Consider the following 16,760-nt stretch of genomic DNA (forward strand, 5'->3'; position numbering starts at 1 on the left):
TCCTTACCCGGCGCAGCAGGATAGTTGCTTCACATCCTTGTTGAAGGTCTGCGCCGCGAGCTTCAAGCCTTCGACCATCGTCAGATAGGGGAACAACTGGTCGGCCAGTTCCTGCACGGTCATCCGGTTGCGGATGGCGAGTACCGCCGTCTGGATCAGTTCGCCCGCTTCCGGGGCCACCGCCTGTACGCCGATGAGCCGTCCGCTACCTTCCTCGATGACCAGCTTGATGAAGCCGCGTGTGTCAAAGCTGGCGAGCGCACGCGGCACGTTGTCCAAGGTCAAAGTGCGACTGTCGGTCTCGATCCCGTCGTGATGAGCCTCTGCCTCGCTGTAGCCCACGGTGGCGACTTGCGGATCGGTGAACACCACGGCAGGCATGGCGGTAAGGTTAAGCGCCGCGTCACCGCCCGTCATGTTGATCGCCGCACGGGTGCCGGCCGCCGCCGCCACATAGACGAACTGAGGCTGGTCCGTGCAGTCGCCGGCCGCGTAGATGTCCGGCGTGCTGGTCCGCATGCCGGCGTCGATGACGATAGCGCCTTGCGGGTTGAGCGCGACGCCTGCCGCGTCCAGCGCCAGGCTGCGCGTGTTGGGCGAGCGACCGGTGGCGACCAGCAGTTTGTCGGCACGCAGCTCGCCGTGCGCCGTGGTGAGCACGAATTCGCCGCCCTCGTGCGCGACCTGGCTGGCCTGGGTGTGCTCCAGCACCTCGATCCCTTCGGCGCGAAACGCCGCCGTGATTGCCTCACCGATGGCCGGGTCTTCCCGGAAGAACAGGGTGTTGCGTGCAAGGATCGTTACTTTGCTGCCCAGTCGGGCGAACGCCTGCGCCAGTTCCAGCGCTACCACCGACGAACCAATCACGGCCAGCCGCTCAGGAATGGTGTCGCTGACCAGCGCCTCGGTGGAAGTCCAGTAGGGTGTATCTTTCAGGCCGGGGATCGGCGGAACGGCCGGACTCGCGCCGGTGGCAATCAGGCAACGGTCGAAAGTCACCACGCGCTCGCCACCACCGTTGAGTTGCACGGTCAGGCTGTGTGCGTCCTTGAAACGGGCTTCGCCATGCAGCACGGAGATGGCGGGATTGTCATTCAGGATGCCTTCGTATTTGGCGTGGCGCAGTTCGTCGACGCGCGCCTGCTGCTGGGCCAGCAGCCGCTCGCGCAAGATTGTCGGCGGTGTGGGCGGCATGCCACCATCGAACGGGCTTTCTCGGCGCAAGTGGGCGATGTGTGCAGCGCGGATCATGATCTTGGACGGCACGCAGCCGATATTGACGCAGGTGCCGCCAATAGTGCCGCGCTCGATCAGGGTGACGTGCACGCCTTGCTCGACGGCCTTCAGCGCCGCCGCCATCGCCGCGCCGCCGCTGCCGATAACGGCAATATGCAATCCGCCACCGTCACCACCAGCCTTGTCGCCGCTACCTAGCCATTCGCGCATCTTGACGAGCAAGCCGCCGCCCACCGGAGGCACGGGCGCGTCGGCGAGCGTGGCCCGATAACCGAGTCCGGCCACGGCGGTAGTCCACGCGTCAGACGATGTGCCGGCCTCGACGGCGAGCTTGGCGCTGCCCTTGGTATAGGAGACATCCGCCGACTGCACGCCTGGCACTTTCTCCAGGGCTTCCTTGACATGCACTGCGCACGAGTCGCAAGTCATGCCGGTGATTTTGAGGGTGATCATTCATCGTTCCTTTTCTGTGTTGGCCGCTGGCTCACGCCGTCAGCTATGTTTTGCTGGGAGTTCGCAGCCGCCCGAGCCGCAGCGGCGATTTGCCGGCGAAACCAAGTCCCAGATCGACACGCCGATCATCAGGGCCAGGCCGGTGTATATGAGGCGCGCTGTCCACCAGTTGCCAAGCAACCAGACAGTCCCGGCGAACACGATGGCTGGCCCGATCATGCCGAGCAGGCTGCGGTGCCATTGCCGATGACTGAGCCAGCCCAGTGCATTCGCCAGCAAAGCCACGACGGCGAACAGCGGCAGCAGCGTGGAAATGAACAAGCCTTCGTATTCCTGTAAAAAGCCGAGGCCGATGGCTGTGCCCAAGCTGGCGATGGCCGGAAAACAGGCGGCGCAGCCCATCGCGGAAACAACGCTGCCGAGCGCGCCAGCCTTGTCGGCAATGCGTGTGATCAGTCCCATGATCGCCCCAGGGTCGGGTTCAGTGGCTCACTACTTGACGCTGGAGGGATAGCCCGCGTCCCCGGTTGCCTTGGTCAGCTTCTGCACGCTGGTCTTGGCATCATCGAAGGTGACAACCGCTTCGCGGGTCTCGAAGGTCACGGCAACTTTACTGACGCCATTGACCTTGGAAATCGCCTTCTTGACGGTGATTGGGCATGCCGAGCACGTCATGCCCGGTACGGACAGCGTGACGGTCTGGGTAGCGGCCCACACAGGTGCAACAACGGCGGCGAGGGCGAAGGAGGCAAACAGCTTCTTCATGGTGAACTCCGATCAGTAGAAAAATGGTATGACATAGGGAAATCCGAGCGCGACCAGAACCAGCACGGCCACGACCCAGAAAATGAGCTTGTAGGTCGCTCGCACTTGGGGAATCGCGCAGACCTCACCCGGCCTACAGGCTTGCGCAGGGCGGTAGATGTGCCGCCAGGCGAAGAACAACGCCACAAGCGCTGCGCCGATGAAAAGCGGGCGATACGGCTCCAGCACGGTCAGGTTGCCGATCCATGCCCCGCTGAATCCCAAGGCGACCAGGACAAGCGGCCCGAGGCAGCAGGTCGAGGCGAGGATGGCGGCCAGCCCGCCAGCGAAGAGCGCGCCGCGCCCGGTTTGTGGTTCAGACATGCGCTTGTCCTTTCGAATTTGAATTGGATAGCGTAACCTTACTTCCGTACTCATGTACGGAGTCAAGCGATATGGAAAACAATTTGGAGAACCTGACCATTGGCGTCTTTGCCAAGGCGGCCGGGGTCAACGTGGAGACCATCCGGTTCTATCAGCGCAAGGGTCTGTTGCCGGAACCGGATAAGCCATACGGCAGCATTCGCCGCTATGGCGCAGCGGATGTGACGCGAGTGCGATTCGTGAAATCGGCCCAGCGGCTGGGCTTCAGCCTGGATGAAATCGCCGATTTGCTGCGGCTCGACGATGGCACCCACTGCGAGGAAGCCAGCAGTCTGGCCGAGCACAAGCTCAAGGACGTGCGCGAGAAGATGGTCGACTTGGCGCGCATGGAGGCCGTACTGTCTGATCTGGTATGCGCCTGCCACGCGCGGCAGGGGAATGTTTCCTGTCCGCTGGTCGCGTCGCTACAGGGCGGAGCAAACCTGACGGGTTCGGCTAAGCCTTAGCGTGCTTTATTTTCCATTTTCTGAGACGACCCCTTGTAGGCCAGCACCGCCGGAATTGCGACGGCAAGCCCTACGCCCGTCATAATCAGGGCTTCGCCGACCAGTCCAGCAATGCGGTTAATGGTCACGCCATCAGACATGCCAATGCTCAGCAATGCGTGATAGCGAGACCAAGTGACGCGACGGCTGCATATTTTTTGGGGTTCATGGTGACTCCACTGAGTGTGTGCAGTCTGCACGATAACTCGTTTGTGTACATTGCCCGCCGATTTCAAAAGGTAGCAAAGACCTTGGGTGCCGAGCCGGTGCCCAGAACGTAGACATTCAGCGGCCCGGCAGCGGTGCCCGCCATGCCAGGGGCGCCCACAGGCATTCCCGGTATGGAGAGACCCTTTACGGGGAGGTGATCAGCCAGTATCTGCTTGATGTACGTGGCGGGTACGAGACCTTCTACCACGTAGCCCTCTACCAGCGCGGTGTGACAACCCGCCAGGTTGGTCGGTATGTGGTACTTCTCCTTGATTGAGGCAAGGGCTGGCGTATTGATGGTCTCCACCGTAAAACCGTTGGCTTCAAGATGTTGGGCCCATCGGTCACAGCAACCACAATTGGGACTTTTGTACATTTTGACTGGAATGCCGGCAGCCACTGCTGAGAGCGGGAAGCCCAGGGCGAGTGCGAGAGCCAATGTTTTGAAGTGACGCATGGTGATGCTCCTGTAGAGAGGTTGTTGTAAAGATGCAAAGAGGGGCGTGTCATGGGAACAACCCCCGTTGCGGTTGGATCGGGTGGCCCAGGCGCTTCAAATTTGATCGCCTGAAACGGCAATCGTCGCAGGCGCGAGGCAGATGCCTTGCGTGTTGCAGGCCTGGACGCGCACCAGCACACGATCGCCTGGCGCACTGCCCAGGTTTTTTGTGGGGATAACCGTGCCGTCTTCGTAGACCAGGATATCCGTACCATCGATCGTGATGCCGCTGCTCTTTCCGGGCGGGTAGGTTGCCTGCGCCGCACGTTGCGAGCCGTTATGTTCGATCATGACCGTCGAGGCGATCAGGTTCTCAAGCGAGGCGGGGTTGGCGTTGACGTGCCAGTCCTTGCCGATATGCAGGGTGACGGTGCCATCTTCTCCAGTCCTGGCGAGAGAGGCGGTCACATGCGTCGATGAATCCATCAAACCGCTGCTGGCTGCTATTGCATTGTCAGCAGCAGACCCGAGAGGTGGTGCAAAGAACTGACGCCAACCGAAGAGGACAGCCACTGTTGCAAGGATGAGGAGCACCCCCAGAGTTGCCGCCCTGCGTTTGCTGCTGCGTTTCATTCCGTATTCTCCTGAGGTCCTACCGTTTTCAATGCCTTCACCAGGCTTGCGCTCGTGAACAGGCCGGAAAAATCCTGCACTTTGTGCCCCTCACGATCAAGAACAGCGAGAAATGGCAGGCCCACGCCGCCATAGGAAGCGAGCAGGTGCTCGAGCACCAGGTCGGGGTGCGTCAGGTCTGCCTGGAATGCAACGACACCTGAACGGGCAACGGCCTGAACCACGGTGCTGTCCTCGTAGGTGGTTTTCTCGAGCACCTTGCAATTGATGCACCATTGCGCCGTAAATTCCACGATGGCGGGACGCCCGAGCGTGGGCAGTGCGGAAACATCGGCCGCCCGTAGCGGTTGCCAGGCGATCGTGTGGCCGGGGGACCGCTCCGGGCCTGCCCCGGCGTAGGCGGAGGCCAGGGCAATGACGCTCACGAATAGCGCCACCGCGCGTGAGCCGCGATCTGCCGCGCGCCAGAAGCGGTATGCCGCCCAGGCGAGCACCCCTGCGAACAAGGCGGTCCAGAGAGGTGCCACCCACGAAGCCGGGAGGACGCTTTGAAGGTAGAAAAGGGCTGCAGCAAGCAGCAGCCACCCGAAGCTCTGGCGGATGACTTCTGTCCAGGCTCCCGCACGCGGCAGGCGTTTCAGAAGGCCGGGGCGAAGGAGCAGCACGACATAGGGGAGTGCAAGCCCGAGGCCGATCGACACGAAGAGGGCGACGATATTGGCCGTTGGTTGAGCAAGCGCAAATACCAGGACGCCGCCCAAGAGGGGACCCGTGCAGGGCGTCGAAAGTAGCGCCGAAATGAGGCCGGAGAAAAAAGGTTCAAGGAATTTTCCCCCGCGTAAAGTGGCGACGGCGTTTGGGACAGGTAGGCCGCGTCCAAGAAAGTTCATCGCAGCAAACGCCGTCAACACGGTACCAAGAACAATCAGTACGGCCTGCGATTGAAACAGCACCCCCCATTGCCACTGCAACAGGGCGGTGGCGGTGCCCAGTGCGGCAAAGAACAGCACCGACCCTGCTGTGAAAAGCGCGGCGGATGCGATGCGCACCTTCAGGTGGTCGCCTGTGGCGTTCAGCACCGCGCGAACCTTGAGCGGGACGGCGGGTAGCACGCAGGGCGTTAGATTCAAAAGCAGCCCTGCGCCTGCGGCAAGCAGAATCTGGGTGAATAGCCAGGAAGACATTTCGGAGCCTCACGCTGGCGTTTGCGCTGGCTGGACCTCGTAATCACGCATAAGGCCCATCGCCGCGTGCTCCAGCATGTGGCACTGGTAGGCATAGCTTCCGGTGAAGTCTGCAAAACGCATGAGGAGCCTCACGCGCTCGTTGGGCATCAGGAGCACGGTATCTTCCCAGCCGTCGTCGACACAGCCCTCGACCACGCCCGCACCCTGCGGACTATTGCGCCGTTCCAGCACCTGGAACTGCAGGCCGTGCAGGTGAATGGCGTGCGCCATCATCATGTTGTTGACGAACTCCCAGACTTCGGTCGTGCCGAGCTTCACGATTTCGTCGGGCGCGACCTCGTTCATCTGGAAGCTGCGGCCATTGAAGCCCCACTGCATGTGCCCCATGGTGACCCGGAAGGTCCGGGGGTTGTCGCGATTCACGGCATCTTCGGCCCGCAACCGCGTGAGCGTGGAAAGGTGCTGCGGCAGCTCAAGTACTTCGCCTGCTTTTTGTGTCACGGCCACTTTGAGAATCGGAAAGCGTGCGCCGTCGGCCAGGGATGAACCACTCATCATGCGGCTCATCATGTTCCCCATCATGCCGCCACCCATCATGCCGCCACCCATCATGTCCTCGCCCATCGTGCTTTCCATCATGCCCGCCATGCCGTCAAAGGCGAGGCTCATGAGCGTGAGTTGCGTGCCCACTGCGTCCTTGCCGAAGTCCGCCCACAGCTCAATGCGCTGGCCGGGGGTGAGCATCACGTAATCTTTTTGTACGGGGCGCTCCAGCAGGCCACCGCCGGTTGCTATCACCGTAAGCGGCCGACCATCTTCCCAGCCAAGTTTGTAGGTACGGGCGTTCGAGGCGTTGAGCACGCGCAGGCGGTAGGCGTGCGTGGCGACTTTGAGCTGGGCATCGGGCTGGCCGTTCACCAGGATAGTGTCCCCAAAAAAACCCATCATGCGGGTCATCATGGCGCTCATCCCACCGGACATCATGCCCTGGCCGCCCATCATGCCGCCCCCCATTCCGGGCGCTTGGGGTGAGGAGTCGCGCGCGGGCGCAGCCTCGGGGCCGGTGCCGGGCAGGTAGTGCAGGTGGTTGTTGTCTCCGAAGGTCCGGTCCTGGATGACGAGCGGCACATCGTAGTCGCCACGGGGCAATGCCAGAGCCTGTTCTTCATCGTCGCTCACGAGCAGGAGCCCGGCAAGCCCGAAGTACACCTGCTCGGGCGTGTGGCCGACGGCCATTGCGTGATACCAGTAAGTGCCAGCGCGGTCACGCACCTCGAATTCGTAGCGGTAGTGCTCGCCAGGCCCCACCTCGTAGCGCGGCAGCCCCATCATGTCGGCCGGCACATGCAAGCCATGCCAGTTGACGATGCTGGGCTGGTCGGTGTGGTTCATGAAGTCAACGCGCAGCTTCTGGCCGCGGCGCACGCGCAGGGTGGGCCCGAGGTACCCACCGGGGGATGCGTGCACGCTCGCCGGGTCGCCTTTCACCACGCGAGCCTGGTAGGTCCACACCGGCGTTGCGGGTCCTGGACGCAGTACAACGTCTTGCGGTTTGGCGGTGAGTTCCAGGGCGACATCGGGTTCAAAGGCATTGCCCCCTTCGTTTGCTGTAGCGGCTGCTCCGGCCGATGGCACGCCAGCGAGAAGCGCTGCAGCGCTCGTGCCGGCATAGCCCAGGAAGGTGCGGCGGGTGATGAAGTGATGTGTTGTCATGATGACCTCTATATCAATGCCTATTGCTATCAAACGATGCAGAGAATCTGGGTATGCCAGCCGTCCGCACCCCTCTATTTCTTGAACAGATATTTGATGAGTACCGCGATCAACAGGACGAGGAGGACGAGCACCAGTAACCCGCCGATACCCATGAACCCCATCATGCCGCCGCACGTCACGCTGCTTCCCATCATCGATTCGCTCCGGGTTCATCCAGGGCAGCTGGAGCTTTCGTTGGCTTACGCATGGTCCTTCTCCAAAATAAGGGGGACCGAAAGTCCTATTTGCGGTGCCTGGAGAGCGGCTTGATCAGGGCTGGCAGGCTCAGCTGTCCGCTGTGCTGGCACGCCAGAGCAGGATGCGCCGTTCGAGTCCGTGTGCTTCATCATCTTCATGCACAGGCCCATCATGAGTGCGCAGGGCAACACCGCGAGAAGTGTGGAGAGCGCTCCAAGGGTTGCCAGCCGGTCCCAGCCAGCCGTCAGGCCCACTGCGACAAATGCGCCAGATGCGGCACCCAGCCAGAATTTTTGGCGAACTGCCCAGTGATTGAGAGCAAACCGTTGTGGTGTGCCGAAGATAGTTGTCGAAGATGTTTTCATCATGTGTTCCTCTTGTGATCTGGATGTCCGGGAGTGCCAGCTGAAACAGGCCCTCGGGATCTATTCCCTGGTTGCGGCCCACGCATGGACGGGCGCAGCCAGTTAGGCCGGCACGCGTGCAGCAGGGGGCAGACTATGGGTGACCGCTTGCCGATTAGGTGTTGCGGCGGATTGTCAGATCAGAAAACGACAGTCGCGGATAGACAGCGGCGGCGAGATGGCTCTGAGCAGGCCGGGGGGAGGCTGAACGGATAGCGTTGCAGCGAAGGCGCCAGAAGAGGCAGGAAGAAGGCCAATGCTCCGCAAGCCTGCGGCGTGCGGGAAGGCCTTGAGTTTGTGAACAAGCGGCACGTTGCTGCTGGCGCTCACCTGTACTGCGCACAGGGTTGGCAGTGCTGCATCGATCTGTGTGCAGTCCGCGTACGCCGTCTGCACACTGGTCGTTGACCCAGCGTCACCCATGAACGTCGGCGAACACCCGTACGCCGCCGAAGCCAGCTGCATGAACAGCAGGCTCAGCATTGCCGCAAGGGCAATAAGGAGGCGTTTCGTACGACTTGTTCTCATGAGCATGTGGGCAAGCCCTTTGGGGCCGGGTTCTTGCAGGCAAACCAGCTTAACCTCAACTTTGTTACTTTAAACCTTTTCACAATGGAAAGGTCAACAGGGACCTGTAATGTGGCCCCAGAAGCAGGCGAACTGATCCAGACGGCCACGCGGGCGATCCGCAACCGGATGACTGTGCAGGCGCTGGCCGACCAGTTGTTTCCCTAAGCGTACATGGGCGCTCCCTGGCACAGCTGATACCCACATTCGTCGGCCGCCCTGTGTCGAGTCGGCCCGGGGAGCCTCCCCGGGCCGACTCGACATTCACCGCCGGTATCACTGCTACTGCACAAGGATGCTCGCATACACCCGCTGCGCCCAGTGGCGTCCATATCCATGACCTGGCGTTTCGCTTGTCATCGAAGAAACGCTAGGATGGGAAATGCGTCGATAACGACCTTCAAACACACTGTCCAGAAACGATGTGGGCCAGGCCAATGACCCCTTGATCAGTTGTGTTTGGACTTCCGAAAGATGCTCCCAGGTAGCAAACGGCTCATGCTGTGTGAGGAGCAATGTGGAGAGCGCCTTGGCGCTATCCGACGTATCCACTTCGAGCAAGACAAAGGCCGTCGAATCTTTGCGGGCAACGTGGCAGACAATACAACGGGGGTTACCGTCAGCCAGCAGGTGCTTGGAGTGGCCTTTTACGGCGGGCAGTTTATACATCATTCGGTGCAAGTGGCGGCATCCCGGCATGCTCACCAAATGCCTGACCATGGTGTCAAAAAGGGTAAACCTTTCGGCGTATAAGTGGGCATCGTCGCTCTCGTCGTCCAACCCGGCATAGTCTGCCGAAGGGATCACGCCCTGAACGCTCGCCTCATCGGTACTAACGACCACCAAACCACCAAGTTCCGGCGACTTGGCTTTCTCGCCTTCACCTTTGTGTCCTCGCGCACCTTTCCCCTTGCCGATGCGGGTCGTTTGAAACGGGTTCGCAAACATCAATGAAACGGCTTTGGGGTCGAGCCGAACCTCAGCGCGATCCGCATCAGGCACTTGCTCATCATCGATCTCAATCTCCGACTCTGGTGCGGATGCGGACGGTGCCACAGGGCCTGTGCCTGCTTGAGCGGTGACGTACTTCGGATCAAGAAAATCCACCTGCGCCGGACAGTGACAGGTGAGATTGGTGATGCCGTGCACTTCATAGACAAAGAACGCTTTTTCCTTTTGATCGAAATGGCCACGACAGGTCAGCCTCACACCTTCCAACAAGGGCGGATCAAACTGGAAGCGCCACACACGATAGCCATTGGCGTCATGGCCATTTTGCAGCTGATGGACGGCAATGCTCTCAAATGAGCGGCGGGCATCAGCGTCGAGCAATATCCAGCCCAGCACACGCCGCAGCGCATGCTCCCTTCTAACAAAAAGAGGCAACGTACAATTGGGCAGGATATCGATACTGGCGCGCTCTTCGGTCTGGATCCACTGGATGCCAAACTCCTGGGCAAGCCCCTGATGAATCAGAGCGAGCCGGGCAAGATAAGCGTGAGGAAAAAATAACACCCGTGCCAATTCCAGTTGGGGCAGATAATGGGTGATGCCATGCTGCTCAAATACGAAGCAAAGCGCTTGAGCATCGCCCTGTCTGGCGACCGCAGCGATAGGACAACTTTTGATGGGCGCCACGCGCCACTGCCTTGTACTTTCGATACTCACTTTCAGCTCAAACCCTGCGGGGCGCGCCTCAGCGGTAGGGTTTAATACCCGGCGCCTTGCCAGAGCAGGCAGTTGCGAGATGCCGAGGTACTGTCTTTCCTGGCTGGGCATCAGCTTGACGTTGATCCGCCAATCCGCGCTATCGAGTCGGCGAAACAAAGCGCCTATTTCTTTGACAGTACTGTTATTTTCAATGCCTTTGAATTTCATGCGCGATGGACAGTTTTTCCAGGTAACCCCGGGCGGGTTCTTTCAGCCGCTGCTCGTTAAGCCCCGCGCCACGAAGCAGTCGCCATCGGGGTGGTGTCAAAAATTCCTTCCGTAGCGCTTCATAGGTAGTGTGCAGTCGCCTGAGCTGGTACTGCGCGATGCTTTCCGCACGGTCGGACAAGAAGGTGGCCAGAAGGGGCATTTTATACAGGTTTTTCTCGATCGTAGATCGACCTCCAAGCTGCTTCAGATAGTAGGACTTGGAGCGGCGCGGCCCATGGTTATCAGCCTGGAGCGCAGCGGCAAGGTGTTGCAGTGCAAGACAATATTGCGTATCGCGCTGATGCCAATCCACCCGCGGGGTGCGCCGAGCGGGCGGTGCGCCGACATACTGGCGATTCACCTCAAGCAGCCAGCCATGGCGCTTTCGATACAACCTTGCGTACAATGCAGGATCAAGCCTCCTGGCCTGTTTGGGAGTGCTTTGCGTGAGCAGGCTTATCCAGCGCGACTGATCGCCATCGATTTCCTGTCGGTCATCGGCGCAACTTGGGGTATGCCGCGAAACGCTGTTGGCCGGATACCGGCGCGCACGCTCAATGACCTCGCGGATCTGCCAGCTACCGTCAAGAAGCGCATGATTGACGACGATATGCTGCAGGTAGCTAAAGCTCTTTCGGTGCTTACAAAATAAGGCTACCAGCCAATCGGATTCGCTTCCTATTGACGCCTCACCAATAAAATGAAATCGCGCCAACCATGCCACCGGCCAAATCTGCATCACCCGCGCTCTCACCTGCCGATGATCGATTTGCGATTGGCCCCGACAGAGGCCAAGCTGGCCAGCAAGGTGTCGGTAGTAGGCCGTCCATTGATCCGGTGAGGGGGACGGTCGAGCAGGCAGGCGAAGCAGTTGGCGCACTTGGCGCTCGACCCAGAGCGAGGCGGATTCACCCGCTGGTTGCTCGACCGCCGGACAATAGTCGGGTGATGCCGCGATGAACCGGTGGCGCTGCACGGCGGGTCTGGCAATGTGCGCTTCAACCAGCATCCCGTGGTCCGGGCACATATCCACTCCAGCCACCTGCCACGCTCTTTGCCAAAAGTATTCTCCTCGTTGGGCCTGCTGGCCAGCCAGGCATCCAGGGCAATAGCGGATGTAAGACGGTATCTTGATGCGAGAGGCCGCCACCCCTAACGCCAGATGCACCGCGCCGTGTGCACGGCCAGCCATTTGCATCATGCAGCGTTTGCGCCGATCCTCGGGGACAAACGGGGCATAAATCGGAAACAACGTATGCTCGTAGATCAATTTCTCCAGGGTGAATCCGTCGGGCAACCATCGCAATAGCGCAGACAGCTGATTGGGCAGGTCTAGCGTTGCGATAACACCACGACTTCCAAAGACCTCGCCCAGCAACTGCTTGGGGCTGATCAGTCCATGGCGCACCCCTGCTCTTGCCACCACGCTGTAGAGCAATTCGTCTGGGTACGGAACCGGGAAATTGAGCAAGCGTTGCTACGCGAAGGCATCCGTCCAGCCTTGCGTATCGAATAGGCACTCTTCACGACCGACCCCTTCCAGAAACGCATTCTCATCAGTGGACTGGGAGTGCACAAAGCGCAAGTCATTCGATGCGAGCGTATGCCAAGCCGTCTGTTTCACCCGCGGTGGTTTGGCTGCCAACCGCGCGGGCTTGGATTTTTCAGCATCCTGATACCAGTTAAGGATCAAGGGCATCATGTCCTTCATGGCCAGCCCGGGAAAACGCTCAAACACCCGATTGATCAGCGGTTCGAGCAAGCTCGACGCGCACCCCAAATCAACCAGCAAGTTGTGCAAACGAATCGCCTGCTCATTGCCCGGGTACAAGGCGGTGGCATCCAGACGCTCCTGCTTGCTGTGCAACAGACTACCCAACTCCAGAATCTTCTTGTCCACATCGGGAATCGTCAAATCCGAGTAGCGGGCAATCCGCATCACATCACCCGAGCGGATCGCATCGATCATGGGATGAATCGGCTTTAGCTCATCCTGATAGACTTTTTCCATCAGGGCCGGCGTAATGCGTTCAATGCCTGTGACGACCGCTCTGATTTGAGACAGGACAAACAGCTTGATGACCACATCCATGATGCCTTGAGAGAGGTCATACCAGACATCGCGGATGTCATCGGGCATCTCGGGGGCCGCTTTGGTGAGCCATTGATACCTCCACAACCGGCCAGTGAACGCGCCCCACTCGGTACGCAAGGCATCCTCATCGGCGGCGGGCTTGCTGATTGGCTCCCACAATATCGAGCCAAACCCGGCGCCGCGACGCGCCGAGCGCAGATCCAGCTCAAAGATCGGCCTGGCTTTGGGCGTACCCACCATCACCACGGGCACCGAAATCTCATTGACCAAGGTGACGAAAAAGTTGAGCATACGTTCAGCGCCGCCCGAGTTTCGCACGCTCAGATGCTGAATCTCATCGATCACCAACAGGCCTATGGCGTGCGTGTTGGCAATATGCGCCATCACGGCGATCAGCGTTTCCACGCTATGGCGCTTCTCGACATAACGACGCACGTAGTTCGTGGCCAGCACCGCATCAATTTCCCGGAAAAAATTGTGGCATAGACTTTTCAGCGAACCGTCATGGGGGCAGTCAATTTTAAGAAATACAATCTGGGTGAAGTTGTGCTGCTTGTGGTAGATGAGCTGCGGGTAGGTCGCCAATATGCGGTTGATCGAACTGGTCTTGCCCGAGCCCGAGCAGCCAATAAAGGCCAGGCTCTTGGCAGTCGATTGCACGTGTTCAAACCGAAAAACACCCAGATCGCCCAGCATGATGCGCTCATAGCCATTCTGGATGTGGGCGTTGAGCGCTCCGGTGGCCAGGTTTCTGCCCACATAGCCCTGCCTGAGCAGGATGGAAAGCTTTGACTCCAGTTCGATGTGGCGCGATAACGGCTGAAAAAAGCGATCCAGCAACTGGGCGATGACGTGGATTCTCGTCTGGCCATCCAGATAGGCATCGGTGGGGCGAAAAGCAATCTGGCCCGATAGCCCGTCGCGCAGCTGGCGCTTATCCAGTATGGGCGGCAAGGCCTCGATCAGGGGGTTTCCCTGATATTGGCTCACGCCGGTATCGCTATACATGGCCTGAACCATGCCTTGGGGCAGCGTCACGTGTCGTCCTCAAACAAAACATCCAGGAAATCGGGAAAGGCCCCATCTTCGGGCTCGGGCTGCAAATAGATGACCTGCGATGTGGGCTTGCTCTCTTTGCCGCCCTCAGGTTGCGCCGATGATCGATGATGCTTACGCTCCATCTCACGAGCCCGCTCCCGATTCTTGCTCATGCCCGCCAGGGCCTGCGCCTTTGAGTCGCCCAAGCTCGCGGGGCGAAGCCTCTGTGCCTGATCGATGGTCGCCTGAATGCGGCGATCCAGATTTCTTTTGCTTTCCCGCTCCTGCAACTGGGCCGATGCGGTTGTTCTCCGTTGTGCCTTCTGACTTGCCCATAGCTCCCACATGGATTGATCACGGTACTGTCTGGAGCGATCCGTCAAGGTGCAACGCCAGTAGTCCGACTGAGCTGAGTCAGGGTAAACATAGATCGTATTCGCACTTGCCGGATCATAGGCGGCCATCATCGTGTTGGGCCGCTCTTGTCTTGTTCTGTGCAGCCAGCCAGAGACCATCAGTTCCCTGCACGAGTAAAAGGCGCCAAAACACCGGATACCATAGTCCGATACCGTCACCTTGACGCGAGGCAACAGCGCTAATTTCAACGCCTCGTCGGCAACCGTTCTCAAGCGTCCGCTTCGGTGCGCAATGCCCCAGCGCCAGAGGTTGATGGGAACACTAGAAAGCGTATCGGGCATATCCGGCTCGCGGTCATATTTGACCAACACGGCATGCAAATTTCGATGCAGAATTGATCCCAGTATGATTTGCGTAAAGTCATTCAATGTCAGGGTGGCATCCAGCCGATAATCCTTGCCGCCTCGCTTTTTGACGATGGTGCCCGTGACGACGCCCGGCGCAAACGGCTTGAAGTCTGCCTGGATCGTATGAAAGTGGCGCTCCACAATGCCTTTGGCGTCGCCCCGATAGGGTGGCGTATTTTCGATCCTGACGCCAAAGGCTTGCTCCAGATATTCGATCTGGTGGCCCAGCAGCTCGCCACGATCGGCAAGAATCGCATCGGGCAGCCCGACCGAGGGCCAGTCCTCGGAGGCTATCTCGTACCCATACGCGCGGCACAACTGCGCCTTGTCGGTCATGGCATTGGCCAAAGCCAACACGGCGGTCGCGTAGGACGGGTTTTCAAGCCCCACATAAAACCCGGCGATCAACCTGCTGTAGACATCCACCACGACATACAGTGTCGGGCGTCCGATGATTTTCCGCCTGTCAGCGGACAACAGGTATATGTCGGCGATTGTCGCATCAATCTCATAGCGGGCACCCGGTCCATGAGCGCCTGCAGTGGCCGTGCCATGTATCGGCCGGATGTCCTTCTGATACTCAATTTTGTTGGCTTTCAACCGGATGCGCTCGGCGCGAAGGTACTCGCGTTCATAAAAAAAGCGAAGCTGCGCCACGGTCGGAAAGTCCGTTTTCTCAACGTCGGGGTAAGACGCCTCGTACATGTCCTCAAAACGGCGGTGGGTATAGGGCAAAGAGCGACCCTTATCCGTCAGATAGTGGCGGTCGAGCACAATCCGGAACATCCGTTCAATATCGGCGTTGATCGTGGCGCCCGTGCCCGGCGACACGCTTCTGGGGCGGCCCAGCTTCTTTCTGGAACTCTTACGCTTTTTCCCTTTGGCGCCGCAATGCTTGTAGTCTGGCAACAGCGCGTTTGGTGTGCCGCCACGCTGCCAGTATTGGCGTAAAAGAGCATAAATCGTTTTCGGTGCCGCGCCTGATCTGTCCGCAGCCTCCTTGATCAATGCACCCCGGCCTCGTCGACGCACGATGTCGGGATGCTTGATCAGGGCTTCAATCACTGCGAAGCGCTGGTCTCGAATCTGCTGAGAAACCGAGCCCTGCACGGGCAATTGCGACGCCAAGTCAGCAAACGGATCATCGACCTTTCTCAGGGTTTCTGAGAGAATCTCCGCCTCGACTTGCGAGACGGGTATGCGCTCAGGCAGGGTGCTGCCCGAGTCGATATCGATCCACGTATACCTGCCCTCGGAGATCAGGAGAACACGATATCGGGCTTTTCCATGCGCCACCACATCATTGATTCGCAGCACAGCGATCCCTCAACGCGTGAATATCCGACGAGGCATGCAGGTCACCCACCACAAGATCCGCCCAGGGCCTTCTGATATCAAAGAGCACCATTCTCATTGCCAGAAGCGTGCGGGTCTTTTGCAGCGACTCGCCCAATTCCAGCGAATAGGCCTGATCCAGCCTCATTGCGGCCTCGGATAACCGTAGTGCCGGATTCTGCGAAAAATAGTTCAGATACAGGGGTGCCACATCAAGGAGGCCTTCGATGTCCCCCAACGGCGTTTGAGCGGGGTACAGCCATTCGATATTCTTGGCCACCGCCTTGGGTATCTGTTTTTCCGTGAGTAAATACCACGGCACGCCTTTCATCTCCCAATAGCGACGCTCGATCTCCAGCTTTTCAACGACTCTATGCTTGAGAAGGTCTGACGAGGGCTTAACTTGAACCGCCATTCTAGGCAGGCTCGGCATGCTGGTATCCACGAGGAAGTCCGTCGACATGACCCGAAGCTTGCCACCCACCTCCGGGTGACGGATACCCGCCTTGGCGGCAAGCTCAACCGTATCGGTCATCCTGAGCGGGTACTGTTCTCGAATGTCGGTTACGGCGGGGTGCCAGTCGAACAGAAAAAAAGCCGCCAACTCCAGGTCTGAAAGCAGATGGTGCGTTCGCTGCGCCTGAAATCCCCACACGCGGTGGGATCTTCCCGAAGAAGGCAGATCCCTCACCGTCAGCCACGGCCGATAATCTTTGCCAACACCCGCGCCTCGCCCTTGCTTAATCCATTTCTCGGTACGGGCATCAAGGTTGGAACCGGCCATGGTCAGCGTCATTCTCGTATCAAAGTCATGCCTGGAATTTACCAACTTTATTCGTAAATTACCAACTTT

Annotated in this window: 17 protein-coding genes and 1 pseudogene; 1 reads left to right on the top strand and 17 read right to left on the bottom strand. The window is 59.3% G+C overall.

Annotated features, from left to right (window positions below; all coding sequences use genetic code 11):
- Positions 1 to 3 precede the first annotated feature (3 nt).
- The 4 genes from merA to merT are packed head-to-tail and all read right to left on the bottom strand — an operon-like array spanning position 4 to position 2,817.
- Positions 4 to 1,689 (bottom strand): mercury(II) reductase, encoded by a 1,686-nt coding sequence (gene merA, locus ABS758_RS01115; protein WP_298016057.1) that lies wholly within the window; start codon positions 1,687 to 1,689, stop codon positions 4 to 6.
- Between the two features lie 39 nt (positions 1,690 to 1,728).
- The gene (gene merC, locus ABS758_RS01120) at positions 1,729 to 2,151 is read right to left on the bottom strand and encodes an organomercurial transporter MerC (RefSeq protein WP_298016059.1); all 423 of its coding nucleotides are present in this window, start codon (positions 2,149 to 2,151) and stop codon (positions 1,729 to 1,731) included.
- 30 nt (positions 2,152 to 2,181) lie between these two features.
- Positions 2,182 to 2,454 (bottom strand): mercury resistance system periplasmic binding protein MerP, encoded by a 273-nt coding sequence (gene merP, locus ABS758_RS01125; RefSeq protein ID WP_298016061.1) that lies wholly within the window; start codon positions 2,452 to 2,454, stop codon positions 2,182 to 2,184.
- Between the two features lie 12 nt (positions 2,455 to 2,466).
- Positions 2,467 to 2,817: a mercuric ion transporter MerT gene (merT, locus tag ABS758_RS01130; RefSeq protein ID WP_298016063.1), complete on the bottom strand. Its 351-nt coding sequence runs from the start codon at positions 2,815 to 2,817 to the stop codon at positions 2,467 to 2,469.
- A gap of 71 nt (positions 2,818 to 2,888) precedes the next feature.
- On the opposite strand from merT, the gene merR reads away from it, so the two are divergent.
- Positions 2,889 to 3,323, top strand: coding sequence for a mercury resistance transcriptional regulator MerR (merR, locus tag ABS758_RS01135; protein ID WP_298016066.1), 435 nt, complete (start codon positions 2,889 to 2,891; stop codon positions 3,321 to 3,323).
- Here merR and ABS758_RS01140 read toward each other — a convergent pair.
- The 13 genes and pseudogenes from ABS758_RS01140 to ABS758_RS01200 form a co-directional block, all read right to left on the bottom strand.
- Positions 3,320 to 3,496 (bottom strand): annotated as a pseudogene (locus ABS758_RS01140) (MotA/TolQ/ExbB proton channel family protein); the annotation flags it as partial. The gene merR and the pseudogene ABS758_RS01140 overlap by 4 nt on opposite strands.
- Positions 3,497 to 3,594: 98 nt before the next feature.
- Positions 3,595 to 4,029: a DUF411 domain-containing protein gene (locus tag ABS758_RS01145; protein WP_350379884.1), complete on the bottom strand. Its 435-nt coding sequence runs from the start codon at positions 4,027 to 4,029 to the stop codon at positions 3,595 to 3,597.
- Positions 4,030 to 4,125: 96 nt separating this feature from the next.
- Positions 4,126 to 4,644, bottom strand: coding sequence for a protein-disulfide reductase DsbD domain-containing protein (locus ABS758_RS01150; RefSeq protein WP_350379886.1), 519 nt, complete (start codon positions 4,642 to 4,644; stop codon positions 4,126 to 4,128).
- Positions 4,641 to 5,828, bottom strand: a complete 1,188-nt coding sequence (locus tag ABS758_RS01155; protein WP_350379889.1) for a protein-disulfide reductase DsbD family protein — start codon at positions 5,826 to 5,828, stop codon at positions 4,641 to 4,643. Before ABS758_RS01155 ends, ABS758_RS01150 begins: the two co-directional genes overlap by 4 nt.
- Positions 5,829 to 5,837: 9 nt before the next feature.
- Entirely contained in the window at positions 5,838 to 7,544 is a 1,707-nt protein-coding gene (locus ABS758_RS01160) for a multicopper oxidase family protein (RefSeq protein WP_350379891.1), read from the bottom strand.
- Positions 7,545 to 7,618: 74 nt separating this feature from the next.
- The gene (locus ABS758_RS01165; protein ID WP_350379893.1) at positions 7,619 to 7,741 is read right to left on the bottom strand and encodes an archaellin/type IV pilin N-terminal domain-containing protein; all 123 of its coding nucleotides are present in this window, start codon (positions 7,739 to 7,741) and stop codon (positions 7,619 to 7,621) included.
- Between the two features lie 45 nt (positions 7,742 to 7,786).
- A complete protein-coding gene (locus ABS758_RS01170; RefSeq protein WP_350379895.1) occupies positions 7,787 to 8,152 on the bottom strand; it encodes a hypothetical protein in 366 nt (121 codons plus the stop codon).
- A gap of 171 nt (positions 8,153 to 8,323) precedes the next feature.
- Entirely contained in the window at positions 8,324 to 8,671 is a 348-nt protein-coding gene (locus ABS758_RS01175) for a hypothetical protein (protein WP_350379897.1), read from the bottom strand.
- A gap of 366 nt (positions 8,672 to 9,037) precedes the next feature.
- Complete coding sequence (locus ABS758_RS01180) at positions 9,038 to 10,633, bottom strand: Tn7-like element transposition protein TnsE (protein ID WP_350379900.1); 1,596 nt, start codon at positions 10,631 to 10,633, stop codon at positions 9,038 to 9,040.
- Positions 10,614 to 12,146, bottom strand: coding sequence for a TnsD family Tn7-like transposition protein (locus ABS758_RS01185; protein ID WP_350379902.1), 1,533 nt, complete (start codon positions 12,144 to 12,146; stop codon positions 10,614 to 10,616). Before ABS758_RS01185 ends, ABS758_RS01180 begins: the two co-directional genes overlap by 20 nt.
- 6 nt (positions 12,147 to 12,152) lie before the next feature.
- A complete protein-coding gene (locus ABS758_RS01190; protein WP_350379905.1) occupies positions 12,153 to 13,808 on the bottom strand; it encodes an AAA family ATPase in 1,656 nt (551 codons plus the stop codon).
- On the bottom strand, positions 13,805 to 15,889 hold the full coding sequence (locus ABS758_RS01195) for a TnsB C-terminal domain-containing protein (protein WP_298016068.1): 2,085 nt from the start codon (positions 15,887 to 15,889) through the stop codon (positions 13,805 to 13,807). The genes ABS758_RS01190 and ABS758_RS01195 overlap by 4 nt, the downstream gene beginning before the upstream one ends.
- Positions 15,873 to 16,703 (bottom strand): TnsA endonuclease N-terminal domain-containing protein, encoded by an 831-nt coding sequence (locus ABS758_RS01200; RefSeq protein ID WP_298016070.1) that lies wholly within the window; start codon positions 16,701 to 16,703, stop codon positions 15,873 to 15,875. The genes ABS758_RS01195 and ABS758_RS01200 overlap by 17 nt, the downstream gene beginning before the upstream one ends.
- Positions 16,704 to 16,760 lie beyond the last annotated feature (57 nt).

The sequence above is a fragment of the Castellaniella sp. FW104-7C03 genome (genome assembly GCF_040276085.1).
GTDB lineage: Bacteria > Pseudomonadota > Gammaproteobacteria > Burkholderiales > Burkholderiaceae_B > Castellaniella.